23 protein-coding genes are annotated in these 24,212 nt (G+C 72.0%); 10 read left to right on the top strand and 13 right to left on the bottom strand.

The features are described from left to right. Positions 1–60: 60 nt before the first annotated feature. The 3 genes from CP982_RS03475 to CP982_RS03465 form a co-directional block, all read right to left on the bottom strand. Positions 61–903: a peptidase associated/transthyretin-like domain-containing protein gene (locus CP982_RS03475; RefSeq protein WP_150509101.1), complete on the bottom strand. Its 843-nt coding sequence runs from the start codon at positions 901–903 to the stop codon at positions 61–63. A gap of 228 nt (positions 904–1,131) precedes the next feature. Further along, positions 1,132–1,593, bottom strand: a complete 462-nt coding sequence (locus CP982_RS03470) for a hypothetical protein (protein WP_170316347.1) — start codon at positions 1,591–1,593, stop codon at positions 1,132–1,134. A gap of 185 nt (positions 1,594–1,778) precedes the next feature. Then, entirely contained in the window at positions 1,779–2,465 is a 687-nt protein-coding gene (locus CP982_RS03465) for a FadR/GntR family transcriptional regulator (protein WP_150509100.1), read from the bottom strand. A gap of 196 nt (positions 2,466–2,661) precedes the next feature. Between CP982_RS03465 and CP982_RS03460 the strand changes: the two genes are divergently transcribed. From CP982_RS03460 to CP982_RS03430, 8 genes are all read left to right on the top strand, one after another. After that, positions 2,662–3,144 carry a flavin reductase family protein gene (locus tag CP982_RS03460; protein ID WP_170316346.1) on the top strand — a complete coding sequence of 161 codons (483 nt, stop codon included), beginning with the start codon at positions 2,662–2,664 and terminating at the stop codon, positions 3,142–3,144. Between the two features lie 44 nt (positions 3,145–3,188). After that, a complete protein-coding gene (locus CP982_RS03455) occupies positions 3,189–4,382 on the top strand; it encodes an acyl-CoA dehydrogenase family protein (protein ID WP_150509099.1) in 1,194 nt (397 codons plus the stop codon). Between the two features lie 163 nt (positions 4,383–4,545). Then, positions 4,546–5,394, top strand: a complete 849-nt coding sequence (locus CP982_RS03450) for a class I SAM-dependent methyltransferase (protein ID WP_150509098.1) — start codon at positions 4,546–4,548, stop codon at positions 5,392–5,394. 306 nt (positions 5,395–5,700) lie between these two features. Next, complete coding sequence (locus tag CP982_RS41510) at positions 5,701–5,853, top strand: hypothetical protein (RefSeq protein ID WP_170316345.1); 153 nt, start codon at positions 5,701–5,703, stop codon at positions 5,851–5,853. A gap of 95 nt (positions 5,854–5,948) precedes the next feature. Then, positions 5,949–7,196, top strand: a complete 1,248-nt coding sequence (locus tag CP982_RS03445) for an acyl-CoA synthetase family protein (protein ID WP_150509097.1) — start codon at positions 5,949–5,951, stop codon at positions 7,194–7,196. Positions 7,197–7,230: 34 nt separating this feature from the next. Next, positions 7,231–7,797, top strand: a complete 567-nt coding sequence (locus CP982_RS03440) for a glycine-rich domain-containing protein (RefSeq protein ID WP_150509096.1) — start codon at positions 7,231–7,233, stop codon at positions 7,795–7,797. A 624-nt stretch (positions 7,798–8,421) separates the two neighbouring features. Continuing rightward, the gene (locus CP982_RS03435; protein WP_150509095.1) at positions 8,422–9,024 is read left to right on the top strand and encodes a carbonic anhydrase; all 603 of its coding nucleotides are present in this window, start codon (positions 8,422–8,424) and stop codon (positions 9,022–9,024) included. Positions 9,025–9,069: 45 nt separating this feature from the next. Next, positions 9,070–10,605: a SulP family inorganic anion transporter gene (locus CP982_RS03430; RefSeq protein ID WP_150509094.1), complete on the top strand. Its 1,536-nt coding sequence runs from the start codon at positions 9,070–9,072 to the stop codon at positions 10,603–10,605. A gap of 69 nt (positions 10,606–10,674) precedes the next feature. On the opposite strand, the gene CP982_RS03425 is transcribed toward CP982_RS03430, so the two are convergent. Next, complete coding sequence (locus CP982_RS03425) at positions 10,675–10,977, bottom strand: EF-hand domain-containing protein (protein ID WP_229878833.1); 303 nt, start codon at positions 10,975–10,977, stop codon at positions 10,675–10,677. A 273-nt stretch (positions 10,978–11,250) separates the two neighbouring features. On the opposite strand from CP982_RS03425, the gene CP982_RS03420 reads away from it, so the two are divergent. Then, entirely contained in the window at positions 11,251–13,416 is a 2,166-nt protein-coding gene (locus tag CP982_RS03420; RefSeq protein WP_150509093.1) for an alkyl/aryl-sulfatase, read from the top strand. A gap of 121 nt (positions 13,417–13,537) precedes the next feature. Here CP982_RS03420 and nadE read toward each other — a convergent pair whose 3' ends face one another. The 7 genes from nadE to CP982_RS03385 form a co-directional block, all read right to left on the bottom strand. Further along, positions 13,538–14,368, bottom strand: coding sequence for an ammonia-dependent NAD(+) synthetase (nadE, locus tag CP982_RS03415; RefSeq protein WP_150509092.1), 831 nt, complete (start codon positions 14,366–14,368; stop codon positions 13,538–13,540). 107 nt (positions 14,369–14,475) lie between these two features. Continuing rightward, positions 14,476–15,846 (bottom strand): C4-dicarboxylate transporter DctA, encoded by a 1,371-nt coding sequence (gene dctA / locus CP982_RS03410; protein ID WP_229878832.1) that lies wholly within the window; start codon positions 15,844–15,846, stop codon positions 14,476–14,478. A 100-nt stretch (positions 15,847–15,946) separates the two neighbouring features. After that, positions 15,947–17,005 (bottom strand): tartrate dehydrogenase, encoded by a 1,059-nt coding sequence (locus CP982_RS03405; protein ID WP_150509091.1) that lies wholly within the window; start codon positions 17,003–17,005, stop codon positions 15,947–15,949. 70 nt (positions 17,006–17,075) lie between these two features. Beyond that, entirely contained in the window at positions 17,076–17,975 is a 900-nt protein-coding gene (locus CP982_RS03400) for a LysR family transcriptional regulator (RefSeq protein ID WP_150509090.1), read from the bottom strand. Between the two features lie 34 nt (positions 17,976–18,009). Then, a complete protein-coding gene (locus tag CP982_RS03395; RefSeq protein ID WP_150509089.1) occupies positions 18,010–18,471 on the bottom strand; it encodes a pyridoxamine 5'-phosphate oxidase family protein in 462 nt (153 codons plus the stop codon). Positions 18,472–18,552: 81 nt separating this feature from the next. After that, entirely contained in the window at positions 18,553–21,303 is a 2,751-nt protein-coding gene (locus tag CP982_RS03390; RefSeq protein WP_150509088.1) for an ABC transporter substrate-binding protein, read from the bottom strand. Between the two features lie 147 nt (positions 21,304–21,450). Continuing rightward, positions 21,451–22,263 carry an MBL fold metallo-hydrolase gene (locus CP982_RS03385; RefSeq protein WP_150509087.1) on the bottom strand — a complete coding sequence of 271 codons (813 nt, stop codon included), beginning with the start codon at positions 22,261–22,263 and terminating at the stop codon, positions 21,451–21,453. Positions 22,264–22,387: 124 nt separating this feature from the next. On the opposite strand from CP982_RS03385, the gene CP982_RS03380 reads away from it, so the two are divergent. After that, positions 22,388–22,990 (top strand): CGNR zinc finger domain-containing protein, encoded by a 603-nt coding sequence (locus tag CP982_RS03380; protein WP_150515282.1) that lies wholly within the window; start codon positions 22,388–22,390, stop codon positions 22,988–22,990. 25 nt (positions 22,991–23,015) lie between these two features. Here the strand turns inward: CP982_RS03380 and CP982_RS03375 are convergent, their stop codons facing one another. Then, on the bottom strand, positions 23,016–23,477 hold the full coding sequence (locus CP982_RS03375) for a DinB family protein (protein WP_150509086.1): 462 nt from the start codon (positions 23,475–23,477) through the stop codon (positions 23,016–23,018). Next, complete coding sequence (locus CP982_RS03370) at positions 23,474–24,151, bottom strand: SAM-dependent methyltransferase (protein WP_150509085.1); 678 nt, start codon at positions 24,149–24,151, stop codon at positions 23,474–23,476. The genes CP982_RS03375 and CP982_RS03370 overlap by 4 nt, the downstream gene beginning before the upstream one ends. Between the last annotated feature and the right edge of the window lie 61 nt (positions 24,152–24,212).

The following is a 24,212-nucleotide window of genomic DNA, read 5'->3' as shown; positions in this document are numbered from 1 at the left end:
CGGATCCGTGTGATCTGTGTCAAACCATGACATGGCCCCGCGGCCCCGCGGGAACGGTGCTCAGGTCGCGGGCGCCGGCCGCGGCGTGACGTTCTTGACCGGCAGCTTCTTGCTCGCGCCCGCGACGTAGTAGTCCTTGGGCGCGGAGAAGAGCACGAAGTCGCGGTCGTAGCCCCGGATCTTGGCGCGGACGGTGAAGTTGCCCCGCGCGTCGGTGGTGGTCTTCGCGTCGTACGCGGACTCGTAGTAGGTCCGGAGCAGGACGCGGGTGCCCTTGACCGGGCCGTGCCCGGCGGGCCAGGTGACCTTGCCGGTGACGACGAGAGTGTCTCCGGCGCGCACCTTGGTCTTGTTGACCTTGTAGGTGAGGGCGCTGGTGACCGGCCGGACCTCGACCGTGGTGTCGGCGTAGTAGAAGTGGCCGTCCGAGGGGTCGCCCGGGTCGTACGAGGCCTGGAACTCGACCTGGTGGCGCGGGAACAGATGGATGCTGTCCCGGTCCAGCCAGCGGTCCGCGGGGACGTTGGAGACCGCGAACCTCCCCTGGGCGTCGGTGTGGAGGGTGCCGAGCGGAAGGGTCTCCCGCTCGATGGGGTCGATGGGGTCGCCCCACGGGTTCCAGGTGTCGTAGAGGACGGTCTTCAGGAGCTTGACCGGCGCGCCCGCCACCGGGGTGCCGTCGGCGCGGGTCACGGTGCCGCTGAGCTTGACCTTGCGGTGGGTGAAGTCGGTGGTGGAGACGTTGGTGGAGAGGGTCACGACGAAGGGGTCGTCCGGCGCGGGGCGCGCGGCCGGGGCGGTGTCCGAAGCCTGGGCGGACGGCACGCCGACGGCGAGGGTGGCCAGGGCGAGCGCTGCGGTGGCGGCGAGGCGGACGATCGGGATGCGGGAACGCGAGTGCACGTGAACTCCGTGGGTTCGATGGGTGCGGGATCGGTGTCACCGGCGGGACCGGCGCACCGGCACGGAGTTCGACACGGGGGACGAGGGCTGTGGTTGTAGGCGGCGCGGAACGTGCATGACCCGTATGCGGGGTGTTCGACGGGAGGTCGTCTGCCCGTCTCCTTCAGGAGCCGGGACCGGCCGGGCCCGTGAGGACCCGGCCGGTGGTGTGGCGAGAGGTGTCAGACGCTAGTGGTCGGTGCCTGACGCCCAGATCGCTCGGCTGCCGTCATAGATGACGACGTTGCCGTCGTCCTGGATGACGAGGCGCGAGCCCGGGTGGCCGTCAGTGTTCGACGCCCAGGCGGCACGGCCGCTGCGGGTGTAGACGACGAGGTTGCCGTCTTCCTGGAAGCGCATGGTCCAGCCCCGGCCGACGGTGCCGGTGGCCCATCTGGCCCGGTTGAACTCGTCGTAGATGACGAGGTTGCCGTCGGACTGCATGACGAGGCGGGCGGTGTTGGAGCTCACGGACTGGTTGTGGTTGAGGGTGAACGGCGCGTACCGCACCTGGTTGGCGAGGGGCCCCGGGGTGGTCGCGCTGGAAGCGGGGGTGGCGGCGTGGTGTGAGGGGGCGGCGTTCGCCTGGCCCACGAGGGTGATGGAGGCCAGAGCTGCGGTCGCGAGCAGCGTCGCGGTTTTCTTCCCCACGAAAAGAACTCCTTGGTGTCAGGTAGTTCATCCACCGGCGCCCTGTTGGGCGCCGCACGGGGACTCTGGCACCGGCTGTGTGTCAGGAGGGACGGTTTCATACGGGGATGGCGCTTTGGCGCCCCTCAATGACCGGAAAATGTGAACGAGGTGTGCCCAACATGGGCGGGACTCGTGAGCTCGGCTCAGTCGGACCGCGCCAGGTCGAGCGCCCGCGCACGGTCGCGGACCTCAAGGGCGTCGAGGAGCGCGGCGTGGTGCTCGTACCGGCTCTGGAGCCGCTCGGCGGTGTCGGGCTCGGCGACCGGCAGCAGTGTCGCGTACAGCGAGCGCAGCAGGGAGTTGGGGCTGACGGCCGCGAGCCGGGTGCGCAGCCGGTGGTCGGCGGCGGCGAACGCGGCCGTGTCGGTCTGCCGCGCGGCCTCGGCAAGGTCCGTCAACTCCTCCCGGAGCGCGGCGACATCGGCCGGCGAGGCGTGCCAGAGGGCGTCCTCGACCAGGAGCGGAACCAGCGCGTCCCGGATGCGCCGGGCCTCCTCCGCGCGCTTGCCGTCCGCCCCGTCGGTGTCGGCGTCGGCGTCCAGGGCGAGCACGGAGTTGCCGAGGCGCCGCAGGGCGGACTGCTCGGCGGCGAAGAGGCCGCCGCCCGGGCCGGGGCGGACGGTGACGAGCCCGCGCGACTGGAGCAGCCGCAGGGTCTCGTTGAACGTGCCGACCGACACCCCGCACGCGGCGCGGAGCTCCTCCTTGGTGCCCAGGCGCTCGCCCGGCTCCGTGTCCGCGACCATGGCCGCGATGCGCTGGGCGGCGACCTCGGCGCGGGAGGGCGCGGGGCGCTCCCAATCGCCGCGCCGCAGGGCGGGCGGCTCCATGCTCCCTCTGGTGTCGTCTGCGGCCCCCACAGGACCTCCCCATCCTCGTGACGGTCCATGGAGCGATCCACTGAGCGATCCACTGAGCGATCCACGGAACGAATTGATTATGGTCAATAGCATCGCACCCCTTGACGCACTTTCAAAGCCTCCATCATGATCACCGTAATCATCATGATGGATTGGAGGGGACGCCATGATGACCGAACAGGACTTCCGGGATCTGATGGCCGGGGTCTGCGCCCCGGTGACCGTCGTGACCGCCGCCGAGGGCGGGACGCCGCACGGATCGACCGTCAGCGCCTTCGCCTCGCTCTCGCTGCGCCCACCGATGGTGTCGGTGGCCCTGGACCGCGCGTCGGGCCTGCTCGCCCGCATCCAGACCACCGGGCGGTTCGGCGTGAACGTGCTCGGAGCGGAGCAGAAGGCGCTGGCGCTGCGCTTCGCGGGCCGGTCCGCGAACCGCTTCGACTCGGTCCGCTGGGAGTACGACCACGACCTTCCCCGGCTGCCGGACGCGCCGGGCTGGCTCGTGTGCGAGCTGACGTCGGCCGTCGCGGGCGGTGACCACCGACTGCTGCTCGGGACGGTCGTCCACGCCCGCACGGCCACGGCGGCGCCGCTGGTCTACGGCCACCGCACCTTCGGCACGCACTCCGCGTTCGCCCCGGTCGCATGACCGGCACCTCTTCCCTGACACGTGTGCACACCATGGAGACAGACATGACCACCACCGACACCACCGTCCCGACCACCGCCGAGTTCGTGGCGCGTGCCGCCGCGCTGCGGCCCCTGCTGTGCGAGCACGCCCCCAGGATCGAGGCGGAGCGCAGGATCACCGACGAAGTGATCGACGCGCTGACGGACGCCGGGCTCTTCAAACTGACCGTGCCGCGGCGCTTCGGCGGATACGAGACCGACATGCGCACCCTGGTGGACGTGTCGGCCGAGCTGGCCGAGGGCGACGGCTCCACCTCCTGGGTGGTGGCCGTGGTCAACACCTGCAACTGGCTGGCCGCGCTGTTCCCCCTCCAGGCCCAGGAGGAAGTCTTCGGCGCGGGCACCGACGCGCGGGTCACCGGCGTCTTCGGTCCCACCGCCACCAGCCGCCGGGTCGACGGCGGCTGGCGGGTGTCAGGCCGCTGGTACTACAACTCCGGTGCCTGGCACTCCACGTGGGCCGTCCTCGGCCTGCCGCTCACCGATGAGGACGGCGAGGTGGTCGACCAGGCGATGGCCCTGGTGCCGCGCACGGACGTGGAGATACAGGACGTCTGGCACGTCGCCGGAATGCGCGGCACCGGCAGCAACTGCCTGATCGCCGAGGACGTCTTCGTGCCCGAGCACCGGGTCATCTCCGTGCCCCGGGCGATCGACGGCGCGCTGCCGACGGTGCACGGGGACACCGGCCTGTTCCGCTCCTCGCTCTCACCGCTGCTCGCCCTGGGCCTCGCCGGGCCCCAGATCGGCCTGGGCCGCGCCGCGTTGAAGCTGGTCACCGAGAAGGCCGGGACCAAGCCGATCTCGTACACGTACTACGAGACGCAGGCGGATTCGGTGGCCGTGCAGCTGGAGGTGGCGGAGGCCGCCATGAAGATCGACACGGCGCAGCTGCACGTGCGCCGCGCGGCCGCGGACATCGACGAGGCCGCCGCCCGCGGCGGCGACCTCGACGTGCTGATCCGCGCCCGGGTCCGCGCGGACAGCGGACACGCCATCAAGAACGTCCTCGAAGCGATCAACACCCTGCTCAACGTGCACGGCGGCGGTTCCTTCGCCGACGCCAACCCGCTCCAGCGGATCTGGCGGGACGCCAGCACCGCCGGGCGGCACGCGGTCGCCACGCCCGCGGTGGGCAGGGAGATCTACGGCAAGCTGCTCCTCGGCGTCGAGGAGCGGATCACGCCCTTCGTGTGAGCCCTCGGCGCGCGCCCGCCGCGCGGACCCGCCGCGCGCACTGCGGCGGGCGCTCCCCGCCACCGGGCGCGCGCCACGCGGAAATGAGGTCGCTGCCCCGCCCCCGCCGTGGAATCATCGACGCTTCCGCGCTCGGATCTCCCGCGAAGGGCGGTGCGCCGACATGGCGTCCGGATGGCAATGGGACGACACCTTGTTCTCCGGTACGGCCGCGTACTACCGGCGTGGACGACTCCCGTACGCGCCCGGCCTCGCGGACGCCCTCACCGAGGCGTTGGGGCTCGACGGGCGGGGGCGCCTGCTCGACGTGGGCTGCGGCCCCGGCACCATCGCGCTGCGGCTCGCGCACGCCTTCGCTGAGATCGTCGGGCTCGACCCCGACGGCGGGATGATCGCCGAGGCCCGGCGCGGGGCTGCCGAGCAGGGAGTGGCCGAAAAGGCCGTCTGGGTGCAGGCCCGGGCCGAAGACCTGCCCGCCGGTCTCGGCACCTTCACCGTGGTGGCCTTCGCCCAGTCCTTCCACTGGATGGACCGCGACCTGGTGGCGTGGGCGGCACGGGGCATGCTGCGCCCCGGCGGCGCCCTCGCGCACCTCTCGGACCTGAAGACGGAGGACCGGTCCGTCGCGGGTCTGCCGCACCCGCCGGTGCCGTACGCCGCGATGGACGAGCTGGTCAGGCGCTATCTGGGGCCGGTCAGGCGGGCGGGTCGCGGCGTGCTGCCGCAGGGGACGCCGGGCGGCGAGGCCGCGGTGTTCGCCCGGGCGGGTCTCTTGGGGCCCGAGCGCCTCGTCGTTCCCGGCGGGCAGGCGCTGGAGCGCACGGACGACGACGTCGTGGCCGGGGTGTTCTCGATGTCGTTCTCGGCCCCGCACCTCTTCGGGCCGCGCCGCCGCGCCTTCGAGTCGGACCTGCGCGACCTGCTGCGGGCGACCTCCCCGTCGGGCCGCTTCGCCGAGCGCGCCCCGAGTACCGAAGTCTTCCTCTGGCGCGCGGAGCCCACCGGGCGTTAACCCCCGGATCACCCCCTTTTCGGTGAACGTTCCGCTGTAAGCGCCCTTGAGTTCGCTCCAGTTGGTTGATCCCTTTTGACCCCTGGCTCCACCCGTGCACATTTCCTGTCACATTGGTGAAGAGAAGGTGAATAGCGCCCCGCGCGCCCCAAAGGATCAAGCCAAAGTCGCTGCTCCCGACGGCTTTTGAGCCAGTGGCGCATTGCTCGCCTTTGACTTCGACTTGGTGTTGCTTTTACTTTCGATTGCGGCGGTGAACGGGCGACAGCCCCGCCGCGCAACCCCACCCTTCCCTGGAGGTGCGACGTGGAAAAGCTCATCGCGAAGATGGCCAAGGACGATGTCTGGAACCAGTGGACCGCCCTGAACTCGCCGAAGGTGTCCGGAAAGGAAGGCTGCATCAGCGCGGACAAGTCCGGCTGCATCAGCGCCTCGGTGAAGTCCGGCTGTATTTCCTGAGTACCCGTTAGTTGCCCTTGCTACTACCGGCCCGGCACGCCTCCGGGCGTGCCGGGCCAGCCCCCCCACGTACCCCGCAGCCCCGAAGGGTGGTCATGAACGGTCAGCCCAGTTCCGACGTCATCGCCCAGGTCAAGGACATACCGATCTACCGGCCGTACGTCGAGCGTGGCCACTTCCCCATTCTGGAGAAGCCGGAGATAGCCCGTGGCTTTCCCGACAACTGGATGACCCCCACCCTGGCGGCCGCCCTCGCCGCCGGCGAAGCGGAGTTCGTGCTCTCCACGGGCACCAACCACGCGCGGATGCAGATCATCCGGCCCCCGTACTTCCTGCTCAACTCCTACTACCGGCTGTGGAGCGAGCACCCCGACATCGCCGACACCTGGCACGAGGGATGCCGCCGGGTCTCCCTCACCACCGTCCTCGCCACCGAGCACGTCGCCCGCGTCAACGCCCGCAAGCGCGGCGGGCCCGAGGCCGAGCCCGACCCGTTGCCGGACCTCGACCAGCGGCGTCTGGACGAGCGGACGTTCTACGTCAACCTGCGCCGCGACCCGGCCCTGTGGGACCGCGCGGACGTCGAGCGCATGATCGAGGAGATCCGTACCGCACAGGCCGCTCACCCCCGCGGCCGGTACCACCTGGACTGCTCCGGACCCCATCTCGCGCACCTGGTGCGCAAGGCCGTCGACTGGGGCCTGTGGGCGTCCTTCCCGCGGCCCGCGAGCATCGTGCACGCGTACGAGTACGCGCCGCTCAACGTGCGGCGCTACCTCCAGCACCACTTCTCCTGCCCGGTCGTCGACCTGTTCGGCAGCACCGAACTCGGCTACCTCTTCTACAGCGACCGCACCGGCGCCTACCGGCCGTACCTGGACCGGATGAGTGTCGAGCTGATCCCCGTGGAGCCGGGCAGCCGCATCCACCACCTCATCGTGACCAGCGTGCGCAACCCGCACATGCCGCTGGTGCGTTACCGCTCCGGCGACTGCGTGCGCACCGCCGACGGCTCGCCCGACCCGGCCCGCATCACACGGTTCTGCGGCCGCGAGAAGGAACTCCTGAAGACCCCGCACGGCCCCGTGGCGCAAGGGGACCTCGACGACGTGGTCACCGCCGCGTCGCCCCGCGTCTTCGTCCACCAGCTCGACGCCCGCGACCCGTCCCGCGCGCTGCTGCACTACACGACCTTCGACGGCGCCCCGCTCGCACCCGTCGAGGCCGACGCGCTGCGCCACGGCGTCGCCGCACTCACCGGACGGGACACCGCCCTGGACCACCGGGCGCACATCCCCATCGGCGGCTCGGGCAAATACGCCTGGCTCGCCAAGGACACCTGACCCCCCGCACCTCGCCACGCCTCCCGGGAGCACCATGACCACGCAGCCGATCGCGTCCGCCGCCCCCCTCGCGCCCGCCGTCGACCACGTGTCCGCCGCGGACCTCGCCGCCCTCCTCGGCGACGGCCTGCACGCCGAGGTGGTGGCGCACTTCGCCGCGGCGACCGACGCCCCGCAGGAGTACGTCGAGCGCCAGGTCACCGAGTGTCTGCGCTACCTCTACCTCGTCTCCCGCCACCCGGACCGGCTCAGCGGTCTCTTCCTCCCCGTGGAGCAGGAGATCGACGAGATCTGGCACTACCTGATCCTGCAGACCCGCGAGTACCGCGCCCTGTGCGCCCAGCGCCTGCCCGGCGGGTTCTTCATCGAGCACCGCAGCATCGCGTACGAGGACTACCAGCGCGAGCCGGGCAGGGAGCAGGCGATAGAGGAGGCGCTGCGCTGGATCCCGCTGTACGTGAGGGAGTTCGGCCCCTTCGACGAGGGCGCGCTGCCGCACTGGACGATCGTGCGCTTCCTGCACGAGCAGCTCGGCATGACGCTGTCCGAGATCAGCGAGCTGACCGCGGTGACCACTCCTCAGGAAGCGGGCGGCAGTTGAACGGGCACCCGCGCGCCGCCACGACTGCCCCGCCGCACGCGGAGAGCAAGGCCTGCGCCCCGCTCCTCGTGACCGGCCGTCCCGCGCGCCGCCGCGCGCCCGACACCTCCTGACGACGATGAGGCACCACACGACCGACCGCCCGGCCGGCCGAGCGGGCCCGGCAACGCGAGCGCGCCGCTGGGCCGCCACCACCGTGATCGTCCTGCTGTCCCTCCTGTGGGGCGGCGCCGCGCCCGCCGTCGCGGGGGCGGCCCCCGACGCGGCGGCCCCGTCCAGTCTGGCCGCGCCGGGACCACCCCCGGCCGCCATGGAAACACGGGAACGCACGCTCAGAGACGGCGAAGTCCCCCACCCTCCCCCTCACTTCGTCCGCGGCCGTGCGCACACCGCCCAGGCACCCCTCCGGGCCGCCGCCGCGCGGGCACGCTCCGCCACGGCCGACCCCGCCGACGCCCGCGCGGCCCGCGGACCCACCGGTCCCCGACCCGACGCGGCCACGCCCGCCAGATCGGGCGCCCAACTGCTCCTCCTGCACTGCGTTTCGCGCTCCTGAGCGGACAGCCGGGAACCCTCCCCGCCGACCGCACACCCCACACCGACACCCCAGGAGACGTCTTCGCCATGGAGACCTTCATCACGCACGCCCGCGGCATGACCGCCCGCATCGCCGAACGCCGCGAGGAACAGGAGACGTTCGGACGGCTCGCCGCCGGGCAGTCCCCGCTCGCCCTCTTCATCACCTGCTCCGACTCCCGGGTCGTACCCTCCCTGATCACCGGCGCCCGCCCCGGCGACCTCTTCGAGCTGCGCACCGCGGGCAACGCGGTGCCCCCCTACGAGGCGGACCGGCCCGCCAGCTCGGAAGGCGCCACCATCGAGTACGCGATGCGCGTCCTGGGCGTCGCCGACATCGTCGTCTGCGGCCACTCGCACTGCGGCGCCGTCGGCGCCAAGGCCCGCGGCGAGGACCTCGCCGAGCTGCCCGCCGTACGGGACTGGCTCGACCGCCAGCTGTCCAGCGAACTGCCCGCCGACGACGGGCCCGCGGTCGCCGCCGCCGTCCAGCGCCACGTGCGCGAACAGCTGGCACGCCTGCGCGGCTACCCGTGCGTCCGCGAGCGCCTGGAGAGCGGCGACGTCCGTCTGCACGGCTGGTACTACGAGGTCCACACCGGCCTGGTGGCGGCCCATCACGCCGAGACCGACCTGTTCCTCCCGCTGTGAGCGCGGGGAACACCGGTGAAACCCATGAAAGCTGACGTACCGACCATGAAAAGGCCCCCAGTGCGTGACCTCTCCACACTGCGCGCGGACTTCACCGCGTCGATCGTGGTCTTCCTCGTCGCCGTCCCCCTGTGCGTCGGGGTGGCCGTCGCCTCCGGCGTACCGGCCGAGCTGGGTCTGGTCACCGGCATCGTCGGCGGCCTCCTGACCGGTCTGCTGCCCGGCAGCAGCCTCCAGGTCAGCGGCCCCGCCGCCGGTCTGACCGTCCTCGTGTACGAGGCCGTGCGGGAGTACGGCATCGCGGCGCTCGGCGCCCTGGTGCTGATCGCCGGGCTCCTCCAGCTGGCGATGGGAGCGCTGCGCCTCGGCCGCTGGTTCCGCGCGATATCCGTGGCGGTGGTCCAGGGGATGCTCGCGGGCATCGGCCTCGTCCTCATCGCCGGACAGCTGTACGCGCTCGTCGACGCCAAGGCGCCCGCGTCCGGCCTCGACAAGCTGGCCGAACTGCCCCGGCTCGCCGCCGACACGGCCGGCTCCGGCGACGCCCTGGCCGCGTTCGCCGTCGGCACCGGCACCATCGCCGTCTTGGTGCTGTGGCCGCGGTGGCGGAAGGCCGCCCAGGTGCTGCCCGGGCCGCTCGCCGCGGTCGCCCTGGCCACGCTCGCCGTCTTCGCCTTCGACCTGCCGGTGGCGAAGGTCGAGGTGCAGGGGTTGGTGGACGCGGTGCAGCCGCCCGGCGGCGACGCGTTCTCCGCCCTCGTGGAAGGCGGCGCCCTCGCGGGCGCGATCGGCACCGTGCTCGCCTTCACCCTGATCGCGTCCGCCGAGTCGCTGTTCAGCGCGGCGGCCGTGGACCGCATGCACGACGGTCCGCGCACCGACTACGACAAGGAGCTGATGGCCCAGGGCGCGGGCAACGCGGTGTGCGGGGCGCTCGGCGCCCTTCCGATGACCGCGGTGATCGTGCGCAGCGCCGCCAACGTGCAGGCCGGGGCCAGGACCAAGGCGTCCCGGGTGCTGCACGGCGTGTGGCTCCTGGCCTTCGCCGCGGCCTTCCCCGCGGCGCTCGGCGTCATACCGGTGGCGGCGCTCGCCGGAGTCCTGATCCACGCGGGCTGGAAGCTCATCCCCGTCAAGGCGTTCGGGCCGCTGTGGCGCGAGCACCGCGGCGAGGCCCTCGTCCTCGCGGTCACCGCGCTCGCGATCGTGGCGACCAACATGTTCGAGGGCGTCCTCATCGGCCTGGCGCTCGCCATCGTCAAGACGGCCTGGGACACCTCCCACGTGCACCTGGAGGTCGAGGGCCTCGAAGGCACCGGCACGATCCGCGTCCGCGTGGTCGGCAACGCCACGTTCCTGCGCCTTCCGAAGATCCTCGACCAGCTGGAGGCACTCCCCGGCGACCGCAGGACCGAACTCGACCTGACGGGCCTTCGCCACCTGGACCACGCCTGCTCGACGGCCCTCACGGTGTGGTCCGAACGTCACGAGAAGACGGTGGCGGCGGCAGACCGAGAACCGCCCGCCGGTGACACGGCGGACCCCGAAGAGAGCAAGGAGCCTGCGGGAGCGAGGCGTTGACCCCTCACCCACGGCTCTGACAGAGCGGGTCGGTCCCGTGCCCACCGCACGGGACCGACCCGCGCCCCATCAAGTCCCAGTGGGCGCGACGCCGTCTCGGCGGGCCGACGGTGCGCCGGGGGTCGCGTACAGGGCGTCGACTCCCGTGGGGCCGCTGCTGATCACGTAGGCGCGGATGGACGCGAGGTACTCGTCACGGCTCACGCGGCCGTCGCCGTCGGCCAGGTCGAACAGGGAGCCCAGCGCGGGTCGGCAGACCTCGTCGAAGGCCGGGCCCCCGGCCCAGGCCGCGTACTCCTCCAAGGTCACGCGCCCGTCGCCCTCCGCGTCCATGGACGCGTAGACCCGCTCGTGCGCGGCGTGCGCGGCCACGACCAGCGGATCCCGCGCGGGGCGCGCACCACTGCCTCTTCTCCTGTGTGAGCGAATGAGGCTCACTGCCCACGACGCGTGCGGGTACGCGCTCCTTCACCCGCGCGGCGTACGGCTTTCACCCCAGGCACTGTCCGCCGAGTTCACCGGGTGTCAACCGCCCCTCTGTCACCGTTGGCTCGTTCACCTCTCTTGTGAGTGACGGATCGTGCGCATAGCGTCACGATCGTTTGCAGAATGGTTTCCGCACGCCGTCGTGGAGGGGATTTCGTCATGCCTGTAAAGCCCGGGCACACCGCGCCGATCGAGCCCTCGGCCGCAGTCGCCGAGGCGAACCGCAAGGCTGCCGAAGAGGCTGACGCCGCCGACGAGAAGAACGGCAAGGACTTCGCCGACGCCAGCAGGTTCCAGCTCGCCCCGCCCGACGTCCCCGTCATCGTGTCCCGCAAGGACAGCGAGAAGGTGGTCTGGGACTTCACCTCGTACGCATTCCTCGCCCCCGAGCTGCGGACGGAGATGCCGTCGGTCAACGGCAGTCTGCATCGGCAGGGCGAGTTGACGGCCGTCTCGGGGCTGTTCCAGGTCACGTCGTGTCCCGAGTACCGCGTCTACCAGGTGCGCGGCTACGACCTGTCGAACATGACGATCGTCGAGTACGCCCAGGGCCTGATCATCATCGACCCGCTGGCCTGCTACGAGACCGCACAGGCCGCCCTGAAGCTGTTCCGCGACAAGACGGAGCTGACCAGGGAGCAGCGGCCGGTCAAGGGCCTGATCTACACCCACTGCCACGTCGACCACTTCGGTGGCGCACGCGGCATCTTCCACGAGGCGGGTGACCCCCTGGAGCCGGGCGTGCCCGTCGTCGCCCCTGAGGGCTTCCTGGAGCACGCGGTCAGCGAGAACATCTACGCGGGTCCTGCGATGGCCCGGCGCGCGCAGTTCATGTACGCGGCGCAGCTGGACAAGGGCCCCACGGGGCAGTGCGGTTCGGGCCTGGGCCTGACGGTCTCCACCGGCGAGGTGACGCTGGTCCCGCCGACCGTCTACATCGGCGGCCCCGACCACCAGCCGGTCGCGAAGAAGGACTGGAACGACTCGTACGTCATCCCCTGGCGGCCGGAGCTGTACGCGTACGAGTTCGAGGACTCCGGCTTCTCGATCGTCTTCCAGCTCACGCCCGGCACCGAGGCCCCGGCGGAGATGAACATCTACCTCCCGGACGCCCGGACGCTGTGCGTCGCGGAGAACGCCACGCACACCATGCACAACATCCTGAGCCTGCGCGGCGCCCAGGTGCGGGACGCACACGCCTGGTCGAAGTACCTCACCGAGGCGATCCAGACCTTCGGCGAGCACACCGACGTCCTCTTCGCCTCGCACCACTGGCCGATGTGGGCCGAGGTCGAGCACGAAGAGCCGGGCGAGAAGCCGTCCAACAGGCGCATCCTCGAATTCCTCAACAAGCAGCGCGACATGTACGGCTACCTCAACGACCAGTCCCTGCGCCTCATCAACTCCGGTTACACGGGCATCGAGATCGCCGAGCAGCTCAAGGAGCTCCCCCCGGGCCTGGGCGACCACTGGTACAACCGCGGCTACTACGGCTCGATGAGCCACAACCTGAAGGCGGTCTACCAGCGCTACATGGGCTGGTACGACGGCAACCCGGCCCACCTGTGGGAGCTGCCGCCCACCACGGCGGGCGCGGCCTACGTGAAGGCGATGGGCGGCGTCGAAGCCGTGGTGGACACGGCCCGGCAGGCCTACGAGGGCGACACGCCGGACGGCTTCCGCTGGGCCGCCGAGATCCTCAACCACGTCATCTTCGGGGCGGCCGAAGAGGGTGTCTCGTACCCCGAGGCCCAGGTCACGCGGGCCAAGGAGCTCCAGGCCAAGGTCTTCACCCAGCTCGGCTACGGCAGGGAGAACGCGACCTGGCGCAACGCCTACCTCACCGGCGCCCAGGAGGTCGTGAACGGCCCGCAGCCGCTGATCACCAGCCAGTCCTCCGTGGACCTGATCCGCAGCACGACCCTGGAGCAGTACTTCTCCGCGCTCGCGCGCAGCGTGGACGGGCCGACGGCGGCCGAGCGGCACCGCACTCCGATCGCGCTCGACTGGGTCTTCCTCGACGCCGAGACCGGAGCCGAGACGGGGGACAAGTGCACCACGACGCTCCGCAACGGCGTGCTGGTCTTCGTGGAGGGCGGTGACCGCTTCGTCAAGACGCCGGACGCCACGATCAGGCTGAGCCGCAAGGCGCTCGACGAGCTGGCCGAGAAGCCCGGCTACAAGGAGAACTTCAACCAGGCGGTCGACGACAAGAAGATCACGCTTGAGGGCGCGGACGCCCAGGCGGCGACGGACGCCGTCTTCGGCACGCTGACGCTGCCCGACCCGAAGTTCCCGATCGTCACTCCGCGCGTACGGAGCTGACGAGTCCGCCGCGCCACGCGGTGACGAAGTGGGTGCGGCCCGGACTCCTGTGTCCGGGCCGCACCCACGCGCGTGGCATCAGAGCTGACGACACCACCGGCGAGGCGAGGCGAGGCGGGGCTCAGGGCGCGATCGGCAGCTGACGCTTGTGCTCGGTGAGGCGGTAGCGGCGGACGATGGCCGTGGCGGCGGGCTCGGCGACCGGCTTGCCTTCGAGGAAGTCGTCGATGTCGTCGTACGTGACGCCCAGCGCGTCCTCGTCGGGCTTGCCCGGGCTCAGCGTCTCCAGGTCCGCGGTCGGGGTCTTCCACACCAGGGAGGCCGGCGCGCCCAGGGCGTCGGCCAGGGCGCGGACGCGTCGCTTGGTGAGGCCGGTGAGCGGCACCACGTCGGCCGCGCCGTCGCCGAACTTTGTGAAGAAGCCGGAGACCGCCTCGGCCGCGTGGTCGGTGCCCACGACCAGGCCCTCCTGCGCGCCCGCGACCGCGTACTGGGCGATCATGCGCTGGCGCGCCTTGATGTTGCCGTGGACGAAGTCCTGGTGGTGCGCGTCGCGGAAGGCCGTGCCCGCGGCGAGGGCGGCGTCGAGGGCGGCGTCGCTCGCGGGCCGCACGTCGACGGTCAGGAGCCGGTCGGGCCGGATGAAGTCGAGCGCCAGCTGTGCGTCCTGCTCGTCGGCCTGGGTGCCGTACGGCAGCCGCATCGCGAAGAACGTGGCGTCGTGCCCGGTGGCGCGGGCCCGCTCGACGGCGAGCTGGCACAGCCGCCCCGCGGTCGTGGAGTCCACGCCGCCGCTGATGCCGAGCACCAGCGAGCGCAGACCCGTGGAGGTCAGCTGGTCGGCGAGGAACGCCACCCGGCGCTCGATCTCCCGCTCCACCTCGAAGGACGGGCTCACCTGGAGATCCCGGGCGATCTCCTGCTGCGGGGATATGGGCGCCAAGTCGGTCACGGTCGTTCCTCGGTCGGGGGCGGCACGCGTCGTCGGCCGGGGCCGGGCGCGTCCAGGGGACGCAAGCACTCTAGAGGAAGGCCCGACGGCGCCCGCCGCCAGGCGGCTCAGGCCTTGCTCGGCACCTCCACCGGGACCTCGCCCTGGTCCCCGGCGTCCGCGGCCGGGGCGGGATGCGGGGCACGGGCTCTCAGCACCTCGTTGACGCGCGCCGCGTCGAGGTCGTTCTCCCAGCGGGCGACGACGAGCGTGGCCACGCTGTTGCCCGCGAGGTTGGTCAGGGCACGGCACTCGGACATGAACTTGTCGATGCCGAAGATGAGCATGATGCCCGCCGCGGGGACCGTGCCCACCGTGGACAGCGTCGCGGCCAGGGCGATGAACCCGGCCCCGGTGATCCCGCCGGACCCCTTCGACGTCAGGATCATGACGGCGAGCAGGCCGAGCTGCTGGCCGACGCTCAGCGGGGTGTCGGTCGCCTGGGCGATGTAGACGGCGGCCAGGGACAGATAGATCGAGCTGCCGTCCAGGTTGAAGGAGTAGCCCGTGGGCACCGTCAGGCCGACGATGTCGCGCCGGATGCCGAGCCCTTCGAGCTTCTGCATCAGACGTGGCAGGGCGCTCTCGGACGACGAGGTGCCGAGGACGAGGACGAACTCCTCGCGCAGATGGCGGAGCAGCCGGAAGATGTTGATCCTGAGGGCGGCGGTGACCGCGCCGAGCACCACGATCACGAAGAACGCGGACGTGCCGTAGAAGAGCCCGATGAGCTGCCCGAGGCTGGTGAGTGTGGAGATCCCGTACGCGCCGATGGTGTACGCCATCGCGCCGAAGGCGCCCACGGGAGCGGCCAGCATCACATAGTGCAGGATCTTGAAGGCGACGGCGCTGAGGCGGTGGACGCCCTCGACGAGCGGTTCGCCGATCGGTCCGACGGCCTTGAGGGCGACGCCGAAGAGCACCGACAGAAAGATGACCTGGAGGATGTTGCCCTCGGCGAAGGCGCCGACGGCGCTGTCGGGGACGATGTCGGTGAGGAAGTGCCACCAGTCCTGGTCCTGCCCGTCCTTGACGTACTGACGCGCGTCGCCCTCCAGGCGGAGTGCCCCCGGGTCGGCGTGGACGCCCGCGCCGGGCTGGAACAGGTTGACGGCCAGCAGGCCCACGAGCAGGGCGGCGAGCGTTCCCGCCTGGAAGTAGAGCAGTGACTTCAGGCCCACGCGACCGACGCGGCCCAGGCTGTCGACGCCGCCGATGCCCGCCACGACGGTGAGGAAGACGATCGGCGCGATGAGCATCTTGATGGCGGAGACGAAGGTGGTGCCCACTGGCTCCAGGGCGGTGCCGACCGAAGGCCACAGCCAGCCGGTGAGCACCCCGGTGACGATGGCGGTCAGGACCCAGAAGTAGAGCTGCCGGTACCAGGGCCGCCCGGGTGCGGGGGCGGGTGCCGGTGCGGAGGACGCGGGTGCTGCCATGGCGTTTCTCCTCGTCGAGGAACGGGCGCGACCGGCCTGTGGGCTGCTCGCGGCGGCCGCCGGCGGCTCACGGGGCGGAGGACGGGCTCACGGGCGGAGGTCAGAGGAGTTCGAGGAGCTTGTCGGTGAACTCGGCGGTCGTGGCGGTGCCGCCCAGGTCGCGGGTGCGCACGTCGGTCTTGGCGAGGACGCCCGCGACCGCGTCGGTGACGTCCTTGGCGGCCGCCGGATGGCCCAGGTGGTCGAGCATCATGGCCGCCGACCAGATCGCGCCCAGCGGGTTGGCGACGCCCTGGCCCGCGATGTCGGGTGCCGAGCCGTGCACCGGCTCGAACATCGAGGGGTACGCGCGCTCGGGGTTGAGGTTGGCGGCCGGTGCGATGCCGATGGACCCGGCGATCGCGGCGGCGAGGTCGCTGAGGATGTCGCCGAAGAGGTTGGAGGCGACCACCACGTCGAAGCGGCCCGGTTCGAGGACGAACTTCGCCGCCAGGGCGTCGATGTGCTCCTGGTCCCAGGCGACCTGGGGGAAGCCGCTCGCGCGCTCGGCGACGAGCTCGTCCCAGAAGGGCATGGTGTGCACGATGCCGTTCGACTTCGTGGCCGACGTGAGGCGGCCGCCCCGGCGCGCCGCGAGGCCGAAGGCGTAGTCCAGGACGCGGCTGACACCGGCCCGGGTGAACACGGCCTCCTGCACGGCGAGTTCGTCGGGGAAGCCACTGTTGAAGCGGCCGCCGACCTGGCTGTACTCGCCCTCCACGTTCTCGCGGACGACCACGAAGTCGACGGCGCCCGCGCGCGCGGTCCGCACCGGGCTCTCGATGCCCTCGAAGACGCGGATGGGCCGCAGGTTGACGTACTGGCGAAAGCCCCGCCGGATCGGGATGAGGAGACCCCACAGCGAGACGTGGTCGGGCACCTCGGGGTGGCCCACCGCGCCCAGGAGGATGGCGTCCTTGTCACGCAGCTGGTCGAGGCCGTCGGCGGGCATCATCGCGCCCTCGCGCAGATAGCGCTCGCAGGACCAGTCGTCGTACGAGGTGTAGGTCAGGCCGAAGCCGTGCCGACGGCCGAGGACGTCGAGGACCTGCTGCGCGGCGGGCAGCACTTCGGTGCCGATGCCGTCGCCGGGGATCAGGGCGATGCGGTGGTTCGTCATGCCGTCGATTCCAGCAACGCGCCCGCACCGGCGTCCAAGACGCAAACCGGATCTGCCTTATAGGCGGCCCCTATCGGTGGGCCTCGTCCGTGGTGCGGGACTCGACGGCGGCCGCGGCGAACGCGGCGGCCGCGGGGGAGAGCACGCCGCGCCTGCTGACCAGGGCGATGTCCAGCGTGGTCGCGGGCTCGATGTCCAGGACGCGGGTGCCCGCCTGCCGTGCGAACTCCCGCCAGGAGTCCGTGACGACGGCGAGCCCGACCCCGGCGAGGACGAGCGGCAGCAGGGCCACCCGGTGCTCGGTCTCCGCGGCCACGGTGAAGTCGACGCCCTTCTCGCGCAGCGCGTCGACATAGGCGCGCATGCCGGTGCCCGGCTGCCCGACGATCAGCCGCTGCCCGGCCAGCTCCTCGCAGGCCAGCGCGGACCGCCCGGCGAAGGAGCCGCCGGGCGGCACGACGAGCACGAACCTCTGCCGCCCGAGGACGTGCGCGGCGACCTCCTTCTCGGACACGGTTCCCGCGGTCGCGAGGAGCCCCAGCTCGACCGCGCCGGTACGCACCATGTCGATCACGTCCCGCGCGGTGAACGCCGCCTTCACAGCCACCGAGACACCTGGGTGGTCGTCGCTGAAGGCGCGGATCAGCGTGGTGAGCGGCTCGACCGCCTGCGACGGCATGGAGGCGATGTCGAGGCGGCCCTCGCGCAGCTCGCGCACGGCCGCCACGCTCGCCCGCGCGGTCTCCAGGCTCCGCACGGCCGAGCGCGCCGGTTCGATGAGAGCCCTGCCCGCCTCGGTGAGGACCGCCCGGCGCCCGATGCGGTGGAACAGCTCCGTGCCGATGTCGCGCTCCAGGGCCCGCACGGCCTGCGAGAGCGACGGCTGCGACACGTACAGTGCCGTGGCCGCCCGGTTGAACCCACCACGGTCGACGATCGCGAGAAAGTACTCCAGCTGTCGCACATCCATGGGCGCACCCTCTCAGGAAGCGACCGGACCGCGGCTACCCGAGCCACGCGCCCTTGCGCATGAGGACCCGTCCGGTCAGTTCGGCCTCGCCTCGCCAGGCAAGTACGGTCTCCGGACTCACCCGTACATAGACGAACGACCCCTCGTCCGCCCGCGGGTCCCAGCCGAACTTCGCCGTGAATCCGGCGGCGCCCTCCTCGGGCACTTCCCGCGCGGGGAAGCACTCCGCCGTCCCGCGCAGCTGCACCACGTCGGACGTGTCCGGCAGGGCCAGGCGCACGCGCGGATCCGCCCGGAGGTTGCGCGCGGTCGCCGTGGCCTCGCCGGTGCACAGCCACAGCGCGTGCCCGTCCCACCAGAACCACAGCGGTACTTGGTGCGGGCCCCGGTCCGGGTGCGCGGTGGACACCCAGACGTCCCGTTCGCGGCCGAGGCGCTCCCGTGTGTCGCGGGTACGTTCCCGCAGGTCGCGGCGTGTGCTGTCAGTGGTCTGCATGGTGATCGACCGTAGCCAGCGCCGGGGGAGCGCGCATGGGGCACCGGACCTACGTCCGAGGTCGGAGGCCACCGGGCCGGGTCAGCGGCGCACGTACGCGTTGAGCGGCGACACCCCGTCCAGGTCGACCTGGAGCCCGCGCAGCGCCTTCGAGTACAGGAACGTGCGCACCGGCACGTACACCGGCACGACCGCGGCCTCCTCCATCACGCGGCGGTCGACCTTGGACCACAGCTCGCCCGCGGCGGACAGGGAGTTCGCGGAGTCGGCCGCCTCGATCGCCGCGTCGACGCCGGCGCTCTTGAGGCGGGAGTAGTTCGACGAGGCGGGGTAGGTGAACTCGCCGTCGAAGTAGTCCGGCATGAACGTGGAGGCCACGGGCAGCCCACCGCCCACCGGGAAGCGGAACAGGTCGTACTTGCCCTCGCCCGCGTTCTTGTAATAGGCGGAGATGTCGGCGCGCTCGACCTTGACCCGGAATCCGGCCCGCTCCAGGGCTGCCTCGATCACGTCGGCACGCTTGGCGTCCGTGTCCGAGCCGTACCCGAGGGTGATCCGGTAGCCGCTCTCGTCCGCGTCCTTCAGGAGCGCCCGCGCCTTGGCCGGGTCGCCGCGCTCCCCGGCGCCGTACAGGTCGAAGGTGTCGGCCCCGCGGATGCCGGGCGGCAGCAGGCTGTGCTGCACGGTGCCGTCCTCGCCGCTCGCCGCGAGGACGTCGCCCGCGGGCAGGGCGGTCGCGATGGCCCTGCGGACCTTGCGGTCCTTCACCCGGGCGGTGTTCACGACGTACGCGTGCACGTACGAGGCGGGCGCCGAGAGCCGCCCGGTGCCGGTGGCCTTGCCGAGGGAGGCCTGGCGAAGCGAACCGGTGAAGGACATCACCGCGTCGCCCGGACCGGCCGCCAGGGTGCGGGACTTGATCTGGTCGACGGTGAGACCTCCCTCGACCCGGTACGTGTCCGGGTACGCGGTGCGCAGCGGGTCGGTGTCGGCCTTCCACTCGGGATTGCGCGCCAGGGTGATGTTCTTCGCGCCCGTGTACGTGGTGATCTGGTACGGGCCGGTCGACGGCATGGCCCCGGAGCTCGCCTCCTTCGCCCCCCTGGGCACGGGGGCGGCGGAGGGCCCGGCGAGGGCGACGTTGAAGTCCGGGTGGGCGCGGTCGAGATGGAAGACGACGGTCCGGTCGTCGGGGGTCTCGATGGCGCCCGGGGCCAGCGTGCGGTCGTCGGCGTTGCCGGGGCCCATGATCCAGTTGCGTACGGTCCTGTCGCCGGAGGCGAACGCGGGGTCGAGCGTGCGCTCGACGGCGTAGGCGAAGTCCTGGGCCCGCACCCGGGAGCCGTCGTTGTACGTGAGCCCTTCCTTGAGGGTGAACGTCCAGGTCCGGCCGCCGGACGAGAGGCGTCCGGTGTCGGTGGCGAGGTCGCCGACCAGCTTGACCGTGCCGTCGGGCTGCGTCTTGAGGCCCGTCAGGCTGCGGTAGACCAGGCGGGAGACGAGCCGGTCGGTGCCCGACCACATCTTGCCGGGGTCGACGGTCGTGATGTCGCCGGGTTCGACGACGGTGACCGTGCCGCCCTTATTGGCCCCTGTGACAGTGGGCGCGGGGCCCCTGGAGTCCGCGGCCGTGCCGGTGGTCAGCGTCTCGGTCCTGGCCACCTCGGCCACGCCGGTCTTGCCGTCGGGCACCCGCCGTTCGGACGTGTCGGTCGTCTTTTTGCCGGAGTCGTCACCGCCGTCGCCCTTGCCGAAGGGCTGGACGATGGTGAACGTGGCGACGATCGCGGCGACGGCGACGGCCGCCCCGGCGGGGAGCCACCATCTTCGCCACCACGGACGCGGGCCGTTCCCCACCGTGAGCAGCGGCTGGGGCACGGGCCACGGTGTCGGCGGGCCCTGCGGCCTGGGCGGGGCGAGCGGGTAGGAGGTCGCGCCCCTCGGCTCCGGCGGCGCGGCCGGGGGCACCGGCGCGGGCAGGGCGGCAGACGTGCGTGCCAGGGCCTCCAGGGCCACGCGGGCGCCGTCGGCGTCCGGTCGGCCCGCGGGGTCCTTCGCCAGGAGCCGGCCGACCAGCTCGTCCCATCCGCGCGCGAGGTCCGGACGCCGTACGGACGGTGCGGCCGGAGTCTCGTACACGTGGCAGTGCATCAGGGCGGCCTCCGACGGTGCGTCGAAGGGAGGTGAGCCGGTGAGCATCTCGTGGACCATGCAGCCCAGGGAGTACACGTCGGTGCGTCCGTCGGCGGGCCCGCGCGTGAACCGCTCGGGGGCCATGTAGTGCAGCGTGCCGATGGGGGAGTCGGAGGTGCGGGTGAGGTAGGCGCCGGTCGCCCCGGTCGCGTCGAGGAACTTGGCGATGCCGAAGTCGAGGACCTTCACCGTGCCCTCGTCGGTCACGATCACGTTGGCCGGCTTGATGTCCCGGTGCACGATGCCCGCCCGGTGGGCGACGGCCAGGGCCCGGCACACCTGCCCCGCGATGTCCACCACCCGCTCGGGATCCAGGCCGTCCCCGTCGGTGAGCAGCGCGTTCACCGTACGACCCGTCAGGAGCGGCATGACGAGATACGGGACGTCCCCGTCCGCGCCGTGGTCGAAGACCGGCACGATGTACGAGCTGTCGAGGGCCGCGGCGGCCCGCGCCTCCCGTACGAAGAGCGCGAGCATCCGCTCCCGCTCGGGCCCCGACGTGTGCCGGGGCAGACCGAGCAGTTTGACGGCCACGTCCCGGTCGAGGCGCGCGTCGCGGGCCCGCCAGACGGCTCCCATGCCTCCCGCGCCTATTCGCTCCGTGAGCGTGTACCGCCCGTCCAGGACCGTGCCGCGCATTTCCTACCCCAACCCCCCGACGAGGCGCGCCCGCCGTGGGCGGCATGGTCAATTTACCCGCGCGGTCCTCGGGTTGGAGAGGTTTGGTGACGCCGACGCGGACGACTGCGTCTCGTCGACCGGAACGGACCTGGTCCGGGCGGGAGTTCAGCGCGCCTGGAGGCGGTCGTCGAGCCCCGCTGCCTTGAAGGCGGCCACGAGGTCGTCGTGGCCCTCGGTGAAGTGCGCCCAGCTGTCGCAGTGGACGGGAACGACCCGGCGCGCCCCGAGGATCGCGGCGGCCTCGGCGGCCTGGGCGCTGTTGAGGACGAGGAGCGCGCCGTCGAAGACGGGGACGCGCGGCGCTCCGGCGAAGAGGACGGCGGTGTCGACGGGGCCGAAGCGCGCGGCGATCTCACGGACCCGGCCGAGCGAGGCGTTGTCCCCGCTCACGTACACCGTGGGCAGGTCGGACGAGGTCAGGACGAAGCCGACGACCTCGCCGACGGTGGCCTCGACCTCCTCGACGCCGAGCTCCTCCGGGCCGTGCAGGGCGGGCACGCCGGTCACCGTCACCGTCCTGCCGTCGGGGCGGTCCAGGTCGACCGACGTCCACGGCGCCAGGCCCTGCGCTGCGCCGCCCAGGCGGCGGGCGCCGCTGGGGGTGGTGAGGGTGAGCGGTGTCCCGGCGAGCAGGGCCCGGCCCGACTCGTCGAGGTTGTCGGGGTGCTCGTCGTGCGAGAGCAGGACGACGTCGACGCGGCCGAGTTCGGCGGGCGTGGCCGCGGCGGGCGCCGTCTTGACCAGCTCGCCGCCCGGCACCGGGTACGTGCGGGGCGTGTCGAAGGTGGGGTCGGTGAGGAACGTCAGGCCGCCGTACTCGAAGAGCGCGGTCGGGCCGCCGAGGACGCGTACGGGAACCCGCTCGCTGGGCGAGTCGGAATCGGGCGTGACGGAATCGGGCGCGCCGGAAGAGGTCATGAAGAAGAACACCTCACGGATGAGTAGTGGTGTATCCGTGAGATGAAGCTAGTTGTCTCTCATGGATGAACGCAAGCCCTACCATGAGAGCCATGAGGAACAGCGCGACCACCGGGCGCACATCATGAAGGCCGACGACGTGACCGCCGGGCCGGAACTGCCGCCCGCGCCGGGCGCGGAGGAGCACCCCGCCCTCGACTTCGCCAACAGCGCGGTCGCGCTGCCCGGCGGCCAGTTCCTCGATCTGCTCGGCAGCCCCGCGGCGACGAACCGATGGCTCGTCGAACACGGCCTCGCGCCCGTCGACGCCGGACTCCAGGAGATGTGCGCCGCGCAACTGCGGGCGCTGCGCGAACAGATCAGGGCCCTCCTCGCCGCCCATGTCGACGGCCACCCCGCGCCCGCGAGCGCGCTCGCGGCGGTCAACGAGGCCCTGACGCGGGCGCCCGCGGCCTCCCTGCTGCACTGGGACCCGACCCGAGGCCTGTACCGGGCCGCCTCGCACCCCACCACCCAGATCGTCGAGCACGCCCTGGCCGCCCTGGCCGCCGACGCCGCCGACCTCCTGACCGGGCCCGACGCCGAACGCCTCACCGCCTGCGGCTCCACCCCCTGCAACCGCTACCTGTTGCGCCACGGCCGCCGCCACTGGTGCTCCACGCGCTGCGGCGACCGGGCCAGAGCGGCCCGGGCCTACGCGCGCCGCACCCGGACCGGGATGTGCTGAAGTCCCGTACAGGTCGGCAGTGTCGTCAGCGGCCGGTGGACCCGTCGATCTGCTCGCGGAGGATGTCGGCGTGGCCCGCGTGCCGACCGGTCTCCTCGATCATGTGCGCCAGGACCCAGCGCATCGACGGTCCGGCTCCCCGGCGCGGGGGCCGCGGCGCGGGAAGCGCCAGATCGGGGCAGGCGTCGATGACGTGGTTCGCCCGCTCGACGGTCCTGCGGTAGTCGGCGAGAACGCTGTCGACGGTGTCCTCGGCGGACGGCCGCATGGTCGCGTGCCAGGGGCCGACCTCCTCACCGAGGAAGTAGAACCGCTCGACGATCGCCAGATGCCTGACGAGCCCGAGGAGGTTGGTGCCCGAGGCCACTCCGGCCGTCCGGACGTGCGGCTCCGGCACACCGGTCAACTTGCCCGCGACCGACTCCCGTAGCTGGTCGAGTATGCCGAGGAGGGTCGCCTTCTCGTCGTTCCCGGTGCTCGCGGTCATGCGGAGCTCCGCTGGACGAGCAGGACGTTGTCGACGACGGTGGCGGTCTCACCGGCGGGTCCGGTGGCCCGGCGCCGGGGCATGTCGGCGCGCAGGACGGACCAGTGCGCCGGATCGAGGGCGAGTTCGGCGGCGGTCTCCTCGGGCGTGGGGTAGTGGAGGTCGGGGTCCTGGTTCCACGACCAGGGCGCGGTGGAGCCGTGGTCGACGACCAGCAGCAGACCGCCGGGCCGCAGGGCCCGTGCCGCGGTGCGCAGGATGTCACCGCGGGGGAGGGCGAACGGGGTCTGGAAGTACTGGGCGGAGACGAGGTCGAACCGACCGTCCGGGAAGCTGTCGGCCAGGTCGTGCCGTTCGGCGTCGACCCGCTCCCCGACGCCGAGCTCGCGGGCGCGCGCCCGTACCCGTTGGACGGCGGTGGCGGAGATGTCCACGGCGGTCACGTGCCAGCCCCGCTGCGCCATCCAGAGGGAGTCGCCGCCGGGGCCGCAGCCCAGGTCCAGTGCGGCGCCGGGGCGCAGCGGCGCGGCGACCTCGGCGAGCAGCGGGTTGACGCGCGTGCCCCAGCCGCTCCGGGCGCGGTGGATCCGCTCCCAGAACCGGGCGGCGTCCTCTTCCGCCGCGCCGTGCTCGGTCTCGGTGTCGGTGGAACCCGTCTGATCGGTGGAATCCATGTGAGGTGCCCTTCGTGTACGCCTTGGTCTGCGGGGAGCGGATCGGCTCAGGTCGGCTCGG

Origin of the sequence: Streptomyces spectabilis, assembly GCF_008704795.1 — a bacterium.
In the GTDB taxonomy this organism is placed as follows: Bacteria; Actinomycetota; Actinomycetes; order Streptomycetales; family Streptomycetaceae; genus Streptomyces; species Streptomyces spectabilis.
The sequence above is the reverse complement of the archived record's forward strand: the minus strand, read 5'-3'. Positions and strand labels throughout refer to the sequence as shown.